This is a genomic window from Salmonella sp. JXY0409-18 (assembly GCF_020268625.1).
Classification (GTDB): Bacteria; Pseudomonadota; Gammaproteobacteria; order Enterobacterales; family Enterobacteriaceae; genus Salmonella; species Salmonella enterica.
The window spans coordinates 491,155-509,069 of record NZ_CP084216.1 but is presented as its reverse complement, the minus strand read 5'-3'; the positions used below and the strand labels follow the sequence as shown (position 1 = coordinate 509,069).

The window sequence follows — 17,915 nt, the reverse complement described above, 5'->3', positions numbered from 1 at the left end:
CGCGTCGTTCGACGGCTAGTCAATAAAGACTGGCCCTGCCGGAAAATGCGCCAGGAAACTCGTGAAGATCAGCAGAGCGGGGAGACTTTTCTCCCCGACGGCCTCTTCACGCAGCACCTTATCGAGTGCCAATAAGCCAGACTCGCCTCCTTCCCCCAGAATGCCGCCCATCCAGAGCAGTCGTTGCGCCTGTTGACGCGCATACTGCGATGCGCTTTTCCAGGCGATCAGATGCAGCAACGTTTGTAACAGCAGGATCCGAGATGCGTGACCATCGCGTTGTAATCGCCTGAATACGGGTAATGCAATACTACGTACCGTCGAGAAACCGCTCGCCGCCTCCCCCTCAATCGGCGATAAACCAACAGCCGCCTGTTTGACGAAATCGCATAACTGATTGTGTGTTAATGGCCGCTCGCCTGCGCTCATATACCCTGCGGCAAAACAGAGTAACCCGATACCCTGAGCCCAATCGGTCGATGGCAGAATCCCCTGCGGAACATTCGGTGCCGACGTCTGTGCGGCACAAAGCCCCTCGTCGTAACACTGTGCAAAACGTTGCTCATATATTGCTGAGTTGACGCCAGACCACGGCAGCAAATGCAGCGCTGGCTCAAGCTCAGTTATCTGATTCACCGTCTCAACAACATAATGCAAGATGGTTTCTCTGGATGGCATGGATGTACCTTGCCGAAACGCAACCATTTCATTCATTACTGTGTCCTCATTTTGCGGGAGCAGAATCACTGCTCCCGATTAGATTGGATTACATCGCCAGCACGTACTTGAGCATCACGCCCGCCGCAATGGCCGAACCGATAACCCCCGCCACGTTCGGGCCCATCGCGTGCATCAGCAGGAAGTTCTGTGCGTCCGACTCCAGCCCCACCTTGTTCGATACGCGGGCCGCCATCGGCACCGCCGACACCCCCGCCGAACCGATAAGCGGGTTGATTTTGTTCTTACTGCACAGGTTCAGCAGCTTCGCCATCAGCACCCCGGCCGCCGTCCCGATACCAAAGGCAATCACCCCCAGCAGCAGAATGCCCAGCGTCTGCGGCTGCAGGAACTTGTCCGCGACCAGCTTGGCGCCCACCGACAGTCCGAGGAAGATGGTCACGATATTAATCAGCCCGTTCTGTACCGTGTCGCTCAGACGCTCCACCACGCCACTTTCGCGCATCAGGTTGCCAAAGCAGAACATCCCCAGCAGCGGCGCGGCGTCCGGCAGCAGCAGGGCCACCAGCATGAGCAACACCACCGGGAAGAGGATTTTTTCCCGCTTGCTGACGGTGCGCAGCTGCACCATGCGGATTTTGCGCTCAGTCTCCGTGGTCAGCGCCTTCATAATCGGCGGCTGGATTAACGGCACCAGCGCCATATACGAATACGCCGCCACCGCGATGGCCCCCAGCAGCTCCGGCGCCAGCTTGCCCGACAGATAAATCGCCGTCGGGCCGTCCGCGCCGCCGATAATGCCGATGGCCGCAGCCTGCGGCAGGGTGAAGGAAATCAGGCCGAAGTAGTTCAGCGTCAGCGCCCCCAGCACCGTAGCGAAGATACCGAACTGCGCCGCCGCGCCGAGCAGCAGGGTGCGCGGGTTGGCCAGCAGCGGGCCGAAGTCGGTCATCGCCCCCACGCCCATAAAGATGACCAGCGGCGCGACGCCGGAGCCAATCGCCACTTTATAGAACAGCGCCAGTACCCCCGGCGTGTAGCCCATGTCCACCGCCAGATTTTCCATCTGACTCTGCACTGACGGCAGCGCCAGCGCTAATGCCTCTTTAATGGCGTGCACGTCCGGCGCGCAGTTAAGCTTCGCGGCAATCACCGCCAGCTGCCCGGCGTCGTGATGCGCCAGCAGGCTCTCCAGCGCGGTCAGCGCCATGCCCGCTTCCGGGATGTTGGAGAGCAGGCCGCCGAAGCCAATCGGCAGCAGCAGTAACGGTTCGAACTTTTTCGCTATCGCCAGCCACAGCAACAGCAGGCTGACCAGCAGCATGATGGCCTGGCCCGCGCCAAGGTGCATCAGCCCCATGCCCTGAAGCAGGGCGTTCAGACTTTCCATTTCAGTTCTCCGTTACGCCAGCGTCATCAGGGTGTCGCCGACGGAAACCGCGTCCCCGGACTTCACCGCAATACCGCGTACCGTCCCGGCCTGCGCGGCGCGGATTTCGGTTTCCATCTTCATGGCCTCCAGAATCAGCAGCACATCGCCTTCGGCCACCGTCTGGCCCTCGGTGGCAATCACCTTCCAGATGTTGCCCGCCAGCGGGGCGGTGACCGGGGTGCCTGCGCCTGCCGGGGCGGCTGCCTGAACCGGTGCGGAAGACGGGGTGGCAGCAGTGAGCTGGCTGATATCGCCGCCGTCGCTGACCTTCACCACAAAGGCTTTGCCTTCCACTTCCACGGTGTAGATACCGGAGGCGGCAGGCTTCTCTGCTTTTGCCACCGGCTGCGCGGCTTCCGCCTGCGGCAGTGGCTCAAACGCCGCCGGGTTGTGGCGGTTCTCAAGGAATTTGAGGCCGATTTGCGGGAACAGCGCCACGGTGAGCACGTCGTCGATGGCGTTTCCCGCAAGCTGGATGCCCTTCTCCTGCGCCTGGCGCCTGACGTCCGCTTCCAGTTCAGCCAGTTCCGGTTTGAGTAAATCCGCCGGACGGCAGGTCACCGGGGCTGCCCCTTCCAGCACGCGGGCCTGTAACGCGGCGTTAACCGGCACCGGGGTGTGGCCGTATTCGCCTTTCAGAATGCCCGCCGTTTCTTTGGCAATGGTTTTGTAGCGTTCGCCGGTCAGGACGTTGAGCACCGCCTGGGTGCCGACAATCTGCGAGGTGGGGGTCACCAGCGGGATAAAACCGAGGTCCTCGCGCACGCGGGGGATTTCCGCCAGCACCTGGTCGAGTTTGTCCGCCGCGTTCTGCTGCTTCAGCTGGCTTTCGAGGTTGGTCAGCATTCCGCCCGGCACCTGCGCCACCAGAATGCGGCTGTCGTAGCCCTTCAGCTGGCCTTCAAAGGCGTGGTATTTCTTGCGCACCTCGCGGAAGTACGCGGCGATGTTTTCCAGTTTCAGGATATCCAGCCCGGTGTCGTGCTCAGTACCTGCCAACGTCGCCACCAGCGCCTCGGTGGCCGGGTGGCCGTAGGTGGCGCTCATGGAGGAAATCGCCGTGTCGACGCCGTCAACGCCCGCCTCGATGGCCTTCAGCAGCGCCATCTCCGCCATCCCGGTGGTGGCGTGACAGTGCAGGTGCAGGCGCACCTCAAAACGTTTTTTGATTTCACTGACCAGCTCAAAGGCGACCATCGGCGTCAGGATGCCGGACATATCCTTGATGGCAATCGAGTCAACGCCGGTTTCCAGCAGCTGTTCGGTCAGGTCCAGCCAGGTCTGCAGGGTGTGGGCCGGGCTGGTGGTGTAGGAGAGCGTGCCCTGGGCGTGTGCGCCGTGGCTGCGCACCGCCTGCAGGGCGGCTTTCATATTGCGCGGGTCGTTCATGGCATCGAAGACGCGGAACACGTCCATGCCGTTTTTCACCGCGCGTTCGACAAAACGCTCCACCACGTCATCGGCGTAGTGGCGGTAGCCGAGCAGGTTCTGGCCACGCAGCAGCATCTGCAGCGGGGTTTTGGGCATGGCTTTTTTGAGTTCGCGCAGGCGCAGCCACGGGTCTTCGCCGAGAAAGCGAATGCAGGCGTCAAAGGTGGCGCCGCCCCAGCATTCGAGGGAGCCGTAGCCGACATCGTCAAGCTGAGTGGCAATCGGCAGCATATCGTCAAGGCGCAGGCGGGTGGCGAACAGAGACTGGTGGGCGTCGCGCAGGACGACATCGGTAATGGCAATAGTCATGGATCCCTCCGGAAATTAAGCGTTAAGGCGGTGATGGTGAATGGCGGCGGCAATCACCGGCTTTAAGCGGGTGAAGTCGTCCACGACGGGAACGGCGCGCGGTGCGGGTGCGGCGACCGGTTCGGGGAAGAAGCGGTTGACGGCGGCGGACATGCCGCGGATGGCGAAAATCAGCAGGAACAGAAACGCCAGCACGAACCCCATGCCGAGGAACATCAGGGTGAAGCCTTCACCTAATAGCAGAGCTGCATCAGTCATAAAATAGCCTTCAGGCAGGAGGCACGATAATGGTGCTATTTATGACGATGAAATAATAAGGGTGGATTTCCCTGAGCCGCCCCCGGCCAGAGCCCTTGGTTATTATTATCGTCATAACGTATTACCACCATTATCGTGCAATTTACGTAATCAGGTTTATTTGATGAAACTTACGTTCTGGCATATTTCATCAGCGACGATCTCTTTACGCTGATTAAAAATAATTTTGTTCTGTTCAAACAGATTATTCCCATGGGTATCAATAGAAACAATCAGCGGGCCAAACTCTTTAACCCGGCAGACCCACAGCGTTTCCGGCATCCCCAGATCGCGCCATTGGGCATCTTCAATTTCTTCCACGCACACGGCGGCTACAACCGCACAACCGGCAGGGAATACGCAGTGCAGCGCTTTGTGTTCAGCACAGCCCTCTTCGGTACCTTTACCCATACCGCCTTTACCCACAATTAATTTCACGCCGGTCTGCGCAATAAATTCTTTTTCGAATTTCTCCATACGCATGCTGGTGGTTGGTCCAACGGAGACCATTTCAAACTTATCGTCTTCGCCTTTAATTGGGCGGACAATTGGGCCAGCGTGTAAAATAGCGCCGCCGCGAACATCTACCGGAAGTTCGCGACCACCTTCAATTAAACGGCGATGAGCTACGTCACGGCAGGTAACAATATGACCGTTGAGATAAATAATATCGCCAGCCTTAATATCCGCTAAATCTTCATCTTTAATTGGCGTAGTCAGGATTTTTTTAGTCATCAGAAATTCACTCCGCTGTGAGACGTAATGGTGTAATTCAAATCTTTATCGAAAACGATGTGCCCTTTACGGTGCGACCAGCAGCCGACGTTTACCGCTACGCCGATGGTAGAAGGATGACGCGCGGTGTTTTCAATGTTCACGCCCATAACGGAGGTATTACCGGACATCCCCTGCGGCCCCAGGCCAATTTTGTTAATGCCGTCTTCCAGCATTTTTTCCAGCGAGGCTGCACGCTCATTCTCGTTATGCGAACCGATCGGACGCATCAGCGCTTTTTTCGATAGCAGTGCCGCCGTTTCAACAGAGGTCGCTACGCCCACGCCAACCAGCAGCGGCGGACAAGCGTTGAGGCCGTAGCTGGTCATCACATCCAGTACAAAGCGGGTCACACCTTCATAGCCTGCACCCGGCATCAGCACCATCGCTTTCCCCGGCAGAGAACAACCACCGCCCGCCATATAGGTATAAATGCTGCACTGATCGGAGTTGGGAACGATCTCCCAGAAGACCGTCGGCGTACCTTTACCCACGTTTTTACCGGTGTTGTATTCATCAAAAGTTTCTACGCTGTTGTGGCGCAGCGGAGAATCTACAGTTGCTTTGATCACCGCCTCACGCAACAACGCTTCCAGCTCGCCAATCAGCGGAAAGTTCGTCCCGCACTCCACCAGAAACTGAATGACACCGGTGTCCTGGCAGGAAGGTCGATCCAGCTCTTTCGCCAGACGCTGGTTCTCAATCATGGTAGTAAAGATGACGTCGGCCAGTTTACTGGTCTCTTTCTTATGCAAATCTTCCAGTTTTGCAGTGACATCATCAGGCAAAACTTTGCCGGTATATCCCACAAACTTGGCCATAACGTCGGTCATATGGGATATCTGTTCACTTTTGCTCATAAATGCTCCTTAGTCAGAACAGCTTCCGTTAATTACGGATGAAAAGGGAAAAGGATTGGCAGCAGGATCAAGCTGACAATGGTTGAAACGATAATCAGGGGGATACCGGCCTTAGCGTAGTCGACAAATTTATAGCCACCCGCAGAGAGCACCATCATGTTGGCAGGCATACCGATAGGGGTTGCGTAGGCGCAGGAACCGCCAATGACCGTCGCCATCAGAACCGCACGCGGGTCGGCCCCCATACCTGCGGCAATGGACAAACTCACCGGCACCAACAGCGCTGTCGTTGCGGTATTGGACATAAAGTTGGTCATCACAACGGATAAGGCGAAAACGGCGATCAGCAACATGAACGGTGAGGAGTTTTGCCCCAGCATGCCGATTACATAGTCCGCAACCAGCTTGCCTGCCCCGGTCATTTCCAGCGCTTTTGCCAGCGCCAGGGTGCCGCCAAAGATAAAAATAGTCTGTGAATCAATGGCTTTATAGGCCTGTTTTTCCGTGAGTACGCCGCTTACTACCAGCACCAGAGCGCCAATACAACCGGTCACGGCCAGGCTGACACCGATCTTCTTCTCAAAGATCATGCCGAGGATCGTTGCGATCAACACCACGAGTGAGAGCCGTTGTTTCCACTGTGGAACATGGCTGTAGTCACGTTGCTCCCCGACGCTCCCCACCTCACCGCCGGTCGCATTATTCGGCAGAAAGCGATAGCCAATAGTCAGGAAGTAGAGAATGCCGCAGATGAGCATCGGGAGACCGATTTTTGCGTATTCAAAAAAGCCAAAGCCGCCGCCAATATTCTGTAGCGCAGACTGCGCGATAAGATTTCCCGGCGCGCCAATTAACGACAGGTTACCGCCCAACGCAGCGGCGAAAACCAGCGGCATCAGTAGACGAGAACGCGAGAAGCCCGATTTTGCCGCCACGCCGATCACCACCGGAATCAAAACCGCAGCGGTACCGGTGTTAGAGAGGACGCCAGACATCAAACCCACCACCACCATAATGGTGAAGATCAGCTGTTTTTCTGTTTTCGCGAAGCGCGTGATGACGCCGCCCACTTTGTTTGCCATACCGGTCTCGAACAACGCACCGCCCACGATAAACATCGCGACAAAGAGGATGACGTTAGTGTCGATAAAGCCAGCAAAGGCCTGTTTGATATTCAGAACGCCGGTGATAACTAAGGCCACGCAGACAATCATGGAAGTGACGGCCAGCGGCACTTTTTCCCATACAAACATGACGATAGCGAACACCAATAAACATAGGGTAAGGGTAATGGGTTCCATATTTATAATTATCCAATCAATGATATATGATATTGTATCCAATATTGACAGGGAGAAATTATTCCCATACAAAAACTAAGTCAAATCGTTTCTCAGGAAAGATGCAGGAGTGGGATCTACATCAAGATCGTGGTTAGATCGTTACTGGACGTGATTAATAGAATTGAAGAATTGGTTGAAGCGCCTGCGATGCTCACGCAGGCGAAAAGATCAGGCAGAAGGGTCACCAACATAGCGGGTCAGCATATTCTCCATCGAGCGAATAATGTGTTCGCGCATGCGCTGGCGTGCCAATGTTTCATCATGAAGTTCAAGAGCTTGCAGAATACTTTTATGTTCCTGAATGGAAATCACGGCATACTCTTCTTCGGTGACCTTATGGCCCATCGAAAGGCCGTTCCACATATTACAGAGCAACATTTTCATTTTTTCGTTGCCAGCAACATTCCAGATTTCCATATGAAATGCCTGATTCAGGTCGGAGTATTCCGCCGAGTTATTTTCCGCGAGAGCCTTTTCAGCGGCATAATGCACCTGGGCTATCCGCGAGATATCGGTGCCGGGACGAGAAGCTTTAGCCACCGCCTCACTTTCTAACAGCGCGCGAATTTCATAGTGTTCACGGATCGTTTGTTCATTGATGCCCAACACCACCGCCCCTTTATTAGGGCGCACTTTTATCAGCCCATCCGCCGCCAGAATCTGAAACGCCTCGCGCACTGGCATACTGGACACGCCGACCATTCCGGCAATGCCTTCTAACGTAATCTCCTGCCCTTCCACTAACTCCCTCGAAAGAATCGCTTTACGCAGCACCGCCGCGACCTGTTCTTTCGCTGAAAGAAGCTTAATCTTCCCTAATTTAGGCTTCTGCACTTTCCCAATCCTTCATATGTTGACGCATTATTTCTGCTAAAGAGAGGAAATAACGCTGCATAACTTGCCCAATCTCATCACGCCGCCCCTGGCGTATGACGTCAGCCAGTTCAGCGAAAAGCTGCGCCGACTCCTGATTATCTTTTTTCAGATGCAAAATAACATAAGAAACATAGCCGTCCAGGAACTGCTGATACACCTTTTCCAGATAGCGGTTATTCACATAAGAAATCAGCATCGCATGACACTCCAGTTCGCAGGATTTGTCTTCTGCGACAGCCAGCGCTTGCGCACGTATCAGAAGGGCATCGCCTACTTCGCTGGGTATCAGCGAAAACATTTCGGCGGCCATCGCGGCAATTACGCGAAAAATATGACTCACGCGATCGGCCTCAAGATGCGCGACCTGCATGTGCCTGTTGGGCAGTCGGATTAAAAAACCTTCCTGTTCGAGTGACTGTAGCGCTTCTCGAACCGGCATTCGTGAAAGACCAAGCTGCTCCGCAATACTTTCCTGCGCGAGTTCTTCTCCCGCTTTTATATTGCCGGAAAGAATTTCATAGCGAAGCATTTGCGTAATGTGATCGCGGGTTTGCGTTCTTTGGATCTTTTTCACGACGTTCTCGTTAATAACCGATAAGACGTGAGGAGTTTAGCAGATTTAGTACTTGATTTCGTGGCTTGTTTACAGTCAAAGAAGCCGGAGCAAAAGCCCCGGCATCGGGCAGGAACAGCTTATTTATTAATAAAATCTTCACCCAACTGAATATCTTTTTTCAGCGTATCCAGCATAGCGTCCAGCGAATGTTGCTCAAAAGCGCTCAGTGTGCCGATGGATTTACGCTCTTCTACACCGTTTTTACCCAGCAGCAGCGGCTGAGAGAAGAAACGGGCATACTGACCGTCGCCTTCCACATAGGCGCATTCCACCACGCCTTTTTCGCCCTGCAGAGCGCGAACCAGAGAAAGACCGAAACGTGCGGCAGCCTGACCCATAGAGAGGGTTGCCGATCCGCCGCCGGCTTTCGCCTCGACGACTTCAGTACCGGCGTTCTGAATACGTTTAGTCAGCTCGGCCGCTTCTTGTTCGGTAAAACTTACGCCTGGAATCTGCGACAGCAGCGGCAGAATCGTCACGCCGGAGTGCCCGCCAATCACCGGGACTTCAACTTCCGTTGGCAGCTTACCTTTCAGCTCTGCAACAAAGGTATTAGAGCGGATGATATCCAGCGTGGTGACGCCAAACAGTTTGTTTTTGTCGTATACGCCTGCTTTTTTCAGCACTTCCGCCGCAATCGCAACGGTGGTGTTCACCGGGTTGGTGATAATGCCCACGCACGCTTTCGGGCAGGTTTTAGCGATCTGCTGCACCAGGTTTTTCACGATGCCGGCGTTAACGTTAAACAGGTCGGAACGGTCCATACCCGGCTTACGCGCCACACCCGCAGAAATCAGTACTACGTCAGCGCCTTCAAGCGCCGGGGTTGCGTCTTCACCGGAGAAACCTTTGATTTTTACAGCGGTGGGGATATGGCTCAAATCAACGGCCACACCGGGAGTCACTGGAGCGATGTCGTACAGGGAGAGTTCTGAACCTGAAGGCAGTTGGTTTTTTAAAAGTAATGCCAGCGCCTGACCGATACCACCAGCAGCGCCGAGGACTGCGACTTTCATCCTAAACTCCTTATTATATGATTAGCTAAGTGTCTATTGCTCCGCGGCGGCGACCTTAATTCACAAATTCAATGATTACAATCCTCACTCATCAAGAATGCGGAGTCGCGCAATTTTGGCTTTTATGCATTTAATTTGCGTAATCCGGATCGACTGCAACCAGAGAGCAACGTTCCTACAGGTGGTGACAATATACCCTACTATCCTCTCAAAACAACATCATTTTGATAACAATTAATTTACTTTTAATCTTATTTGCGAGGCGTGACACAGGCATGTTTCTTGATAACGAAATTTGATAAAATTCCGCTCTTTCATAACATTATTTCAGCCTTAAACAAGGCAGACTGTTTGCATAAAAATTCATCTGTATGCACAATAATGTTGTTTCTACCGCCATATTACGGGTGACTTATGCGAAGCTCGGCTAAACAAGAAGAACTAGTAAGAGCGTTTAAAGCGCTCCTCAAAGAAGAAAAATTCAGCTCACAGGGCGAAATCGTCCTCGCGTTGCAGGATCAGGGCTTTGAAAATATCAATCAGTCCAAGGTCTCGCGCATGTTGACTAAGTTCGGCGCAGTGCGTACACGTAACGCAAAAATGGAAATGGTGTACTGTCTTCCGGCTGAACTGGGCGTCCCAACAACATCCAGTCCGTTGAAAAATCTGGTGCTGGATATCGACTATAACGACGCTGTCGTGGTGATTCATACCAGCCCCGGCGCGGCACAACTCATTGCGCGCCTGCTGGATTCACTGGGGAAAGCAGAAGGTATTCTCGGCACGATTGCCGGCGACGATACTATCTTCACTACGCCTGCCAGCGGATTTTCCGTAAGAGATCTGTACGAAGCCATTCTGGAACTTTTTGAACAAGAGCTCTAGTCCCACTTCCTCCGTCGTCGTACGGCGGAGGCACCTTTTTGTCCTCTCCCCTCGCCGCTTTCCTGTACGGCTATCATTTGGCAAATCATGCCCTTAAACATTCACCACGTGAATGACAAATCAAAAAAACGCACAAAATGCCAAATTTCTTAACCAATTGATTTTCTTTTATTTTTTAAAAGACAGCGGCGAAAAACAGCAATTTTAATTCCATAACGTTATAAAAAATAAAATTTTTAATGTCTTTAAAAAGCAGAAACAATTAGCGTGGTATTAATTAATCGCGTGATTAGTGTATACTTAATTTTGTGATGAGGGTCACGAAACAAAGACCCCAGTAAAGGAATTCGACGAGGTAAAAATCATGAATATCAAAACCACTGTTGCAACATTAAGTGTTCTGTCCGTTCTCTCTTTTGGCGCTTTCGCCGCAGAACCTATCAGCGCAGAGCAAGCGCAAAATCGTGAAGCAATCGGATCGGTTTCAGTCAGCGCTATCGGCTCATCGCCTATGGATATGAACGCCATGCTGAGCAAAAAAGCGGATGAACAAGGCGCTACGGCCTACCACATTACCGAAGCGCGTAGCGGCAGCAACTGGCACGCCACTGCCGAACTGTACAAATAAAATTCACCTGCCATCGCATATAACGTGTCGTTACTTCGCGGAGATATCGCATAAGAAAAGCCCATTAATCCGCGAGGTTGACCCTATAAAGGAATAAAAGACCATGAAAACGAAATACATTATCGCATCACTCGGCCTGGCCACTCTGCTCTCTTTCGGCGCAAATGCCGCAGTACACCAGGTCAACGCGGAACAGGCGCAGAATCTGCAACCGATGGGCACCATTTCCGTCTCGCAGATTGGCAGTACGCCAATGGATATGCGCCAGGAGATCGTCGCTAAAGCCGAAAAAGCAGGCGCTAATAGCTATCGCATCATCGAATTAAAAGAAGGTGATAACTGGCACGCCACCGCCGAGTTGTATAAGTAAACCCTCGTCGTCTAACCCGACGACTTGCCCCCGCCTGTCGGGGGCTTTTTTATGCTTTTTCAATGCCGGACATTAAACCGTAGCCGCCCCTCCAGCTCTTCTTCCGCTTCATCAAAGAGTAAAATCAGCGCCCCGTAGCGCCTGCGCAGTTTATCAGGCAGGTGAACAAACTCAATCTCTAGCGGTAGGGGTAAGATATCGCTCATTACCGCATCCCATAATGTATCAAGATCGCTTACTTTCTCACTGGCAAGACCAAACGTCTGCGTAAACTCGCGATAAAAATCGCTTTGGTTTTTAATATCATTAAAATCAAAAGTATAGACATTCATAGCCAGCCACCATCCCCGACAGACAATTGTCTGTTTTACTACTAAGCATCATTATGCAGAGGTTTCACTTCCAGAAACGCTTTTAGCCCCGGAGCACTCTTGCGCTGTTTTTGTATCTCAAATAAGTATAGTCATAAAAAAACCGACGCTTTTGGCATCGGTTCTTGTGGGTTAGCTATCGGTAAGCGCGTTCTGGTATTTATGTAACATGCCCGTCAGGCGTTTAACCGGTTCCGTCACCTGCGGCGGCGCCTCCCAGATACGTAATTTCTCCTGATAGATATCCAGCTCATCCAGCAACTGACCAAAGTAGCGTCGCCGTTTATCATCGCTTCCGGCGGAAATAACATGGTCTGCGGTACGACGAAGCTGACGGTGAAACACTGACAGATCTTCATTAACCGGTATCGGCGCGTCGCGCAGGCGTTGATGAGCAATGATCATCGTTAGCGCCAGGCGAAACTTCGGCAAATCGCCAGGGAATTTATTCATCAGCAAAAAGAGTTGCTGATATAACGCAGGCAGACGGTTTTCTTTACGACGTACCACGTTGGTCGTCATTGCCGAGACCGCAGCGGAAACAAACTGATTAAGCAGCACGCGACCGGTTCGATCTTTGGATTTATCACGCACCAGCAGGATGACGATAAACGCCAGCATACAGCCAACAATTTGCCCCAACGCGCTGTCGAGGAACTGGCTGAAATGGAACGTCATCGGATTATCCAACACAATAATGTTAATCGTACTGGCCAGCGCCCCCATCGACCCCAGACGCCGTTTCTGGACCTCAATGCCGATAAAGAACCCCAATACCGCCAGGCTCAAACATAACAACAGCATACTTTGCTGCGTATTGGGAATAATCACCAGGAAATAGAGCAATCCCAGCGGCAACGCCGCCAGAGTGCCATAAATAAAATCAATGCAGACCATGCGCGGATTGGGTAAACGCATCGCCAGCGAGGTCACCACGGCAATCATCACCATCGCGCCATTACCCGATGTCCAGCCGGTCCATAGCCAGAATAATGTCCCCAGAATGCAGGAAAGCGTGGTGCGCCAGAAGTTCACCATCGCATGGTGGCGTTCAGCGGATTCCACTTTAACTACGGGCTCGCCTTGCAGGATCTCTTCTTCCGTCGCGCTGATTTTGGTGTTGCTGATCACGCCGCGTTTAAGCAGCAGATAGCGCGTCGCAGCGCCTACCCAGCTATAAAGCGTGACGGGCGTTTCGCGCTCGCCGGTCCAGACAATGACACGCCGCATCCGTTTTAACTGTCTGTGGACGTCCTGTACCGTTTCAACCGGCGTCTCGAACAGTTCCCGGAATGTATCGGTAATCAGTTCCGGCCGCGTGTTTTGAATAAGATAAGTTTCACAGGATTGCGTAATCAGCGTGAGCGAAAGCGTATTCAACGCTTTCAGGCGGCGGTTAGCGCGTACCCAGCGCGAAGATTCCATATTCAGATTACTTCGCATCCCCTCCAGCGCCGCCGTGCGTCGCACCAGATCGCCCCAGGCGTTGTCGACTTCTTCGCTGTCGCCATGCTTAATACAAAGTTGCATTAGCTGATATTGCGCTACCAGTAAACTGTCCAGTTCGCGATCAACCTCCTGCTTTATCGATCGCGGCGAGAAAAGCAGATCCGCTAAAATAGCGCAGCCAATGCCGATGACGATTTCGCTACAGCGTTCAAGCGCAAATTGCGGCGTGAGCAGCGGCTCCGTCTGAATGGTAATCACAATGATCAGCGCAGTATAACCTGACAGTCCCCACGCATAAGAGTTTTCGATCCGTACTAAAGAGGAGATCCAGGTACAAAAACCGGCCCAGACACAGCACACCAAAATCATCAATAGCGGCGCGCGGATCATAGAGATAATAATGATAAGCGCGGCGATACAGCCAATAAACGTCCCGATAATACGCAACATTCCGCGATAACGGATAGCGCCGGAATAGGGTTCCCCGCCGGCGGCAAATGCCGGGCCTGCCGCCACGATCGCGGCGGTCAGCACCGCCCAACGCGGCGTCTCCAGTTGAAAATGGAAGCCGATAAATAATGCCAGCACAATGGCGCACGCCAGCTTTACCGCAAAACGAATGTGCTGGTTGGCAATGGAGAAAATGCCCATGACGATTAACCGAATTCGCGCAGCCGGTGCGCCAGTTTACGGAAGAAGGAGTCCTGGCTTGCGTCACGATCCTGCTTACCGGTGATCACGACGGTTGCCGTCGTACCGGCAGGCCACAAATTCCCCTGCTGCTCGTCGAGCCGGATGCGCACCGGGACACGCTGGGCCAGACGCACCCATTCGAGGTTAGAGTCTATCGTCGCCATCCCTTTCGCATCGCTGGTACTGCTGGCATTCGTTACCCCTGCCGCCACGCTATCGACGGTACCTTTTAATACCCGGTTACTGCCAAGCGGCGTGATTTCGGCACGATATCCCGGACGCACGCCTTCCAGCTTGGTCTCTTCCATATAGGCCTGCACGTAAAAAGAGTTCTTTTTCACCAGGGCGACGGCTGTGGAACCGCGGGTAATAAATTCACCGGCATAAACATTGAGGTTAGTCACCCAGCCGTCGGCAGGCGCGCGAATGACGGTGCGTTCCAGATCGAGTTTAGCCAGATCGCGCGTCGCCTGGGCTTTAGCCAGTTGATGCAGTACAGTCTGCAAAACATTGTTCGCCTGATCGATCTCTTCCCGGGACATCGCCTGTACGCCGAGGCGATTACGGCGACTGGCTTCCTGGCGTTTTTCCTGCGCCAGGACCTGATAATAGGCTACATCAGCTTCCGCTTCCGCCAGCGCTTTTTGATAGCGTGGCTGATCGATGGTAAACAGGACCTGATCCTTTTTCACCAGTTGGTTATCATGCACGTTTACATGGGTAATCAGGCCCGCGACATCCGGGGCAATAGCGACGACATCGGCGCTAAAACGCGCGTCGCGCGTCCAGGGAGATTCGGTGTAATACACCCAGGCGCGGAAAATGGCGATAAAGGCCAGAATAACCAGTACGAGGGTAATGGCCGTACGGGAGAGTTTTCTTGTTAGTGTTTTCACTTCAACCTCAAACGAACAGGCGCGATATTAAATAAAACAGACAACAATACAGCGCGGTATTGAACAGAGCCGGATGCCAGACAAAATCATAGATGCCCGTCGGTACAAGCATCCGACGCACCAGCCAAAAAATAGCCAGTGACAAAAGCAATTCGAAAAATATCGGTGGGAAGGAAAGACCAAACACCACGATAACGGGAAACAGACTCATGTTGACCTTGATTTCTGAGAGAGAGCAGGCGATAGATTGTTAAGCTACATCGCCGCAGAGAAGGGCAAGAGACGCCAGGCGAGAGCGACATAGCTCTTATTCGAATAATAGTATATTAACGTAATTGTTATGCTGTTATCTATATTATGTGATCTAAATCACTTTTAAGCCAGAGTGAATAATGGAACGATTAAAACGAATGTCGGTATTCGCCAAAGTTGTCGAGTTTGGCTCTTTTACCGCCGCAGCCAGACAGCTGCAAATGAGCGTATCGTCCATCAGCCAGACTGTGGCGAAACTGGAAGATGAGCTTCAGGTTAAATTGCTCAACCGCAGCACACGCAGCATTGGGCTCACCGAGGCTGGAAAAATCTATTATCAGGGCTGTCGTCGTATGCTGCATGAAGTGCAGGATGTTCACGAGCAGCTTTACGCTTTTAATAACACGCCTATCGGTACATTGCGTATCGGCTGTTCTTCAACCATGGCGCAAAATGTGCTGGCCGGGCTTACCGCAAAATTATTAAAAGAGTATCCCGGTCTGGCGGTCAATCTGGTGACAGGAATTCCGGCTCCGGATTTAATTGCCGACGGGCTGGACGTGGTGATCCGCGTGGGCGCGCTGCAAGACTCCAGCCTGTTTTCCCGTCGACTTGGCGCGATGCCGATGGTTGTGTGCGCCGCCAAGCCCTACCTCGCTCAGTACGGCGTCCCGGAAAAACCCGCCGATCTCAGTAGCCATTCCTGGCTGGAATATAGCGTGCGCCCGGATAATGAGTTTGAACTTATCGCGCCGGAAGGAATTTCTACCCGACTGATTCCACAGGGGCGGTTCGTCACTAACGATCCGATGACGCTGGTACGCTGGCTGACCGCCGGAACCGGAATCGCCTATGTGCCGCTGATGTGGGTGATCGATGAGATCAATCGTGGCGATCTGGAGATCCTGCTGCCTCGCTATCAGTCCGATCCCCGTCCGGTGTACGCGCTGTACACCGAAAAAGATAAGCTGCCGCTTAAAGTGCAGGTAGTGATTAACGCGTTAACTGACTATTTTGTCGATGTCGCACACCTGTTTCAGGGGATGCACGGGCGAGGGAAAGAAAAATAAAAACACCGGGTAATTGCTGAAGACGATTGTAGCCAGATGCCACCCGAGGCTGACATTGCCTGATGGCGCTGCGCTTATCAGGCCTGGGCGGCACACACCACAGGCCTGATAAGGCGGACAGTTATGCGGTGCCGCCAACCGTCAGGTTATCGACTTTCAGCGTCGGCTGGCCTACGCCTACCGGCAGACTTTGACCCTCTTTACCGCAGACCCCCACCCCGTTATCCAGCTTAAGGTCGTTGCCGACCATGGAGATCTGTTGCATCGTTTCAATGCCTGATCCAATCAACGTCGCGCCCTTCACCGGCGTCGTGACTTTGCCGTTTTCAATCAGATACGCTTCCGAGGTAGAGAACACAAACTTGCCGGAGGTGATATCCACCTGACCGCCGCCAAAGTTAGGCGCATAGATGCCGTACTCAACGGATTCGATAATTTCCTGCGGCGTTGACTGCCCCGCCAACATATAGGTATTCGTCATACGCGGCATCGGCAGATGCGCATAAGATTCGCGACGCCCGTTACCGGTCGGCGCAGCGCCCATCAGGCGCGCGTTCAGCTTGTCCTGCATGTATCCTTTCAGCACGCCATTTTCAATCAATACGTTGTACTGGCCTGGCGTACCTTCATCATCGATAGCAACGGAGCCACGACGGTTCATCATTGTGCCGTCATCCACTACGGTGCAAAGCGCGGAGGCAACCTGCTCGCCGATCTGACCGCTAAACACAGACGTCCCACGACGGTTAAAATCACCTTCCAGCCCGTGCCCGACCGCTTCGTGCAGCAATACGCCCGGCCACCCGGCGCCCAGAACCACCGGTAACGTCCCCGCTGGCGCAGCGACCGCGGAGAGATTAACCAGCGCCATGCGTACCGCTTCTTTCGCCCACGCGTCGGCGCGAACCTCGCCGTCGAGATCGGCAAGAAAATACTCATAACCAAAGCGACCGCCGCCGCCGCTGGCGCCGCGCTCGCGTTTACCGTCTTCTTCCACCTGCACGCTAACGGACAACCGCACCAGTGGACGGACATCCGCCGCCAGCGTCCCGTCGGTCGCCGCCACGAGGATTAATTCATATACGCCGGTCAGGCTGGCGTTAACTTCCTGCACGCGTTTATCGGCTTCTCGCGCCGCTTTATCAACGCGTCTGAGGATATCCAGCTTCTCTTCGCGGCTCATACTTTGCAGCGGATCAAGGGTGGTGTAGAGCGGCTGATGCGCTACGGCGGCGAGCGTTTTTACCTTGCCTTCACCGTTCTCGCGTACAATGGTTCGCGCTGCCTGCGCACTCTGCTCCAGCGCCAGGAGGCTTATCTGGTCAGCATAAGCAAAACCGGTTTTTTCGCCGCTAATGGCGCGAACGCCAACGCCCTGGTCGATATTATATGAACCATCTTTAATGATGCGGTCTTCTAAAACCCAGGATTCGTGATAGCTCGACTGAAAATAGAGGTCGCCATAATCAAGACGGCGTTCGGCCAGTTGGCCCAAAATAGCGAACAGATCCTGATGGTTCAGGCCATTCGCCGCTAGCAATTGTTCACTTACCAGGTTCAGACTCATCGTTTTTGCTACTCGTTGATTTCTGCCGGATGGCGGTTCACGCCTTATCCGGACTACGTTGTTAGATTGTACAAACCGGATAAACGCAGCGCCGTCCGGCAT

The 17,915-nt window shown here is 53.5% G+C and carries 19 protein-coding genes; 4 read left to right on the top strand and 15 right to left on the bottom strand.

The window, feature by feature from the left end:
• Window positions 1–15 precede the first annotated feature (15 nt).
• The 10 genes from LDB27_RS02430 to mdh all read right to left on the bottom strand — a co-directional run bounded on the left by LDB27_RS02430 (window position 16) and on the right by mdh (window position 9,632).
• On the bottom strand, window positions 16–747 hold the full coding sequence (locus LDB27_RS02430; RefSeq protein WP_000602020.1) for a triphosphoribosyl-dephospho-CoA synthase: 732 nt from the start codon (window positions 745–747) through the stop codon (window positions 16–18).
• Between the two features lie 19 nt (window positions 748–766).
• Window positions 767–2,068 (bottom strand): oxalacetate decarboxylase subunit beta, encoded by a 1,302-nt coding sequence (locus tag LDB27_RS02425; RefSeq protein ID WP_024153518.1) that lies wholly within the window; start codon window positions 2,066–2,068, stop codon window positions 767–769.
• Between the two features lie 12 nt (window positions 2,069–2,080).
• On the bottom strand, window positions 2,081–3,850 hold the full coding sequence (oadA, locus tag LDB27_RS02420) for a sodium-extruding oxaloacetate decarboxylase subunit alpha (RefSeq protein WP_079800417.1): 1,770 nt from the start codon (window positions 3,848–3,850) through the stop codon (window positions 2,081–2,083).
• A gap of 15 nt (window positions 3,851–3,865) precedes the next feature.
• On the bottom strand, window positions 3,866–4,108 hold the full coding sequence (locus tag LDB27_RS02415) for an oxaloacetate decarboxylase subunit gamma (protein ID WP_000128598.1): 243 nt from the start codon (window positions 4,106–4,108) through the stop codon (window positions 3,866–3,868).
• Between the two features lie 156 nt (window positions 4,109–4,264).
• Window positions 4,265–4,882 (bottom strand): L(+)-tartrate dehydratase subunit beta, encoded by a 618-nt coding sequence (gene ttdB / locus LDB27_RS02410; RefSeq protein WP_000162405.1) that lies wholly within the window; start codon window positions 4,880–4,882, stop codon window positions 4,265–4,267.
• Window positions 4,882–5,781: a L(+)-tartrate dehydratase subunit alpha gene (gene ttdA / locus LDB27_RS02405; RefSeq protein ID WP_000045349.1), complete on the bottom strand. Its 900-nt coding sequence runs from the start codon at window positions 5,779–5,781 to the stop codon at window positions 4,882–4,884. The genes ttdB and ttdA overlap by 1 nt, the downstream gene beginning before the upstream one ends.
• A gap of 32 nt (window positions 5,782–5,813) precedes the next feature.
• A complete protein-coding gene (locus LDB27_RS02400) occupies window positions 5,814–7,082 on the bottom strand; it encodes an SLC13 family permease (RefSeq protein WP_000433390.1) in 1,269 nt (422 codons plus the stop codon).
• 210 nt (window positions 7,083–7,292) lie between these two features.
• Window positions 7,293–7,958, bottom strand: coding sequence for a GntR family transcriptional regulator (locus LDB27_RS02395; RefSeq protein ID WP_001171581.1), 666 nt, complete (start codon window positions 7,956–7,958; stop codon window positions 7,293–7,295).
• The gene (locus tag LDB27_RS02390) at window positions 7,945–8,574 is read right to left on the bottom strand and encodes a GntR family transcriptional regulator (RefSeq protein WP_000723776.1); all 630 of its coding nucleotides are present in this window, start codon (window positions 8,572–8,574) and stop codon (window positions 7,945–7,947) included. The genes LDB27_RS02395 and LDB27_RS02390 overlap by 14 nt, the downstream gene beginning before the upstream one ends.
• 119 nt (window positions 8,575–8,693) lie before the next feature.
• Entirely contained in the window at window positions 8,694–9,632 is a 939-nt protein-coding gene (gene mdh / locus LDB27_RS02385) for a malate dehydrogenase (RefSeq protein WP_000861586.1), read from the bottom strand.
• Between the two features lie 414 nt (window positions 9,633–10,046).
• Between mdh and argR the strand changes: the two genes are divergently transcribed.
• The 3 genes from argR to yhcN-B all read left to right on the top strand — a co-directional run bounded on the left by argR (window position 10,047) and on the right by yhcN-B (window position 11,515).
• A complete protein-coding gene (argR, locus tag LDB27_RS02380; protein WP_001257852.1) occupies window positions 10,047–10,517 on the top strand; it encodes a transcriptional regulator ArgR in 471 nt (156 codons plus the stop codon).
• A 364-nt stretch (window positions 10,518–10,881) separates the two neighbouring features.
• Window positions 10,882–11,145: a peroxide/acid stress response protein YhcN gene (yhcN, locus tag LDB27_RS02375; RefSeq protein ID WP_001022820.1), complete on the top strand. Its 264-nt coding sequence runs from the start codon at window positions 10,882–10,884 to the stop codon at window positions 11,143–11,145.
• A gap of 103 nt (window positions 11,146–11,248) precedes the next feature.
• On the top strand, window positions 11,249–11,515 hold the full coding sequence (gene yhcN-B, locus LDB27_RS02370) for a DUF1471 family stress response protein YhcN-B (RefSeq protein WP_000853277.1): 267 nt from the start codon (window positions 11,249–11,251) through the stop codon (window positions 11,513–11,515).
• A 59-nt stretch (window positions 11,516–11,574) separates the two neighbouring features.
• On the opposite strand, the gene LDB27_RS02365 is transcribed toward yhcN-B, so the two are convergent.
• The 4 genes from LDB27_RS02365 to aaeX all read right to left on the bottom strand — a co-directional run bounded on the left by LDB27_RS02365 (window position 11,575) and on the right by aaeX (window position 15,135).
• On the bottom strand, window positions 11,575–11,847 hold the full coding sequence (locus LDB27_RS02365) for a hypothetical protein (RefSeq protein ID WP_001103887.1): 273 nt from the start codon (window positions 11,845–11,847) through the stop codon (window positions 11,575–11,577).
• 171 nt (window positions 11,848–12,018) lie between these two features.
• The gene (gene aaeB / locus LDB27_RS02360; RefSeq protein WP_000510913.1) at window positions 12,019–13,986 is read right to left on the bottom strand and encodes a p-hydroxybenzoic acid efflux pump subunit AaeB; all 1,968 of its coding nucleotides are present in this window, start codon (window positions 13,984–13,986) and stop codon (window positions 12,019–12,021) included.
• A 5-nt stretch (window positions 13,987–13,991) separates the two neighbouring features.
• Complete coding sequence (aaeA, locus tag LDB27_RS02355) at window positions 13,992–14,924, bottom strand: p-hydroxybenzoic acid efflux pump subunit AaeA (RefSeq protein ID WP_000855138.1); 933 nt, start codon at window positions 14,922–14,924, stop codon at window positions 13,992–13,994.
• A gap of 7 nt (window positions 14,925–14,931) precedes the next feature.
• Window positions 14,932–15,135, bottom strand: coding sequence for a p-hydroxybenzoic acid efflux pump operon protein AaeX (gene aaeX, locus LDB27_RS02350; protein WP_000051840.1), 204 nt, complete (start codon window positions 15,133–15,135; stop codon window positions 14,932–14,934).
• 181 nt (window positions 15,136–15,316) lie between these two features.
• Here aaeX and aaeR point away from each other — a divergent pair, with 181 nt between their 5' ends.
• Window positions 15,317–16,246 carry an HTH-type transcriptional activator AaeR gene (aaeR, locus tag LDB27_RS02345; RefSeq protein ID WP_000440300.1) on the top strand — a complete coding sequence of 310 codons (930 nt, stop codon included), beginning with the start codon at window positions 15,317–15,319 and terminating at the stop codon, window positions 16,244–16,246.
• Window positions 16,247–16,367: 121 nt separating this feature from the next.
• Here aaeR and tldD read toward each other — a convergent pair whose 3' ends face one another.
• The gene (gene tldD / locus LDB27_RS02340) at window positions 16,368–17,813 is read right to left on the bottom strand and encodes a metalloprotease TldD (protein ID WP_000055936.1); all 1,446 of its coding nucleotides are present in this window, start codon (window positions 17,811–17,813) and stop codon (window positions 16,368–16,370) included.
• Between the last annotated feature and the right edge of the window lie 102 nt (window positions 17,814–17,915).

Excerpts from the sequence above, each read along its gene's own strand:
- ttdA (WP_000045349.1), bottom strand. The coding sequence starts at position 5,781 with ATGAGCAAAAGTGAACAGATATCCCATATGACCGACGTTATGGCCAAG.
- LDB27_RS02425 (WP_024153518.1), bottom strand. The coding sequence starts at position 2,068 with ATGGAAAGTCTGAACGCCCTGCTTCAGGGCATGGGGCTGATGCACCTT.
- aaeR (WP_000440300.1), top strand. The coding sequence starts at position 15,317 with ATGGAACGATTAAAACGAATGTCGGTATTCGCCAAAGTTGTCGAGTTT.
- LDB27_RS02415 (WP_000128598.1), bottom strand. The coding sequence starts at position 4,108 with ATGACTGATGCAGCTCTGCTATTAGGTGAAGGCTTCACCCTGATGTTC.
- LDB27_RS02365 (WP_001103887.1), bottom strand. The coding sequence starts at position 11,847 with ATGAATGTCTATACTTTTGATTTTAATGATATTAAAAACCAAAGCGAT.
- oadA (WP_079800417.1), bottom strand. The coding sequence starts at position 3,850 with ATGACTATTGCCATTACCGATGTCGTCCTGCGCGACGCCCACCAGTCT.
- aaeB (WP_000510913.1), bottom strand. The coding sequence starts at position 13,986 with ATGGGCATTTTCTCCATTGCCAACCAGCACATTCGTTTTGCGGTAAAG.
- yhcN-B (WP_000853277.1), top strand. The coding sequence starts at position 11,249 with ATGAAAACGAAATACATTATCGCATCACTCGGCCTGGCCACTCTGCTC.
- ttdB (WP_000162405.1), bottom strand. The coding sequence starts at position 4,882 with ATGACTAAAAAAATCCTGACTACGCCAATTAAAGATGAAGATTTAGCG.
- tldD (WP_000055936.1), bottom strand. The coding sequence starts at position 17,813 with ATGAGTCTGAACCTGGTAAGTGAACAATTGCTAGCGGCGAATGGCCTG.
- mdh (WP_000861586.1), bottom strand. The coding sequence starts at position 9,632 with ATGAAAGTCGCAGTCCTCGGCGCTGCTGGTGGTATCGGTCAGGCGCTG.
- argR (WP_001257852.1), top strand. The coding sequence starts at position 10,047 with ATGCGAAGCTCGGCTAAACAAGAAGAACTAGTAAGAGCGTTTAAAGCG.
- yhcN (WP_001022820.1), top strand. The coding sequence starts at position 10,882 with ATGAATATCAAAACCACTGTTGCAACATTAAGTGTTCTGTCCGTTCTC.
- aaeX (WP_000051840.1), bottom strand. The coding sequence starts at position 15,135 with ATGAGTCTGTTTCCCGTTATCGTGGTGTTTGGTCTTTCCTTCCCACCG.
- LDB27_RS02400 (WP_000433390.1), bottom strand. The coding sequence starts at position 7,082 with ATGGAACCCATTACCCTTACCCTATGTTTATTGGTGTTCGCTATCGTC.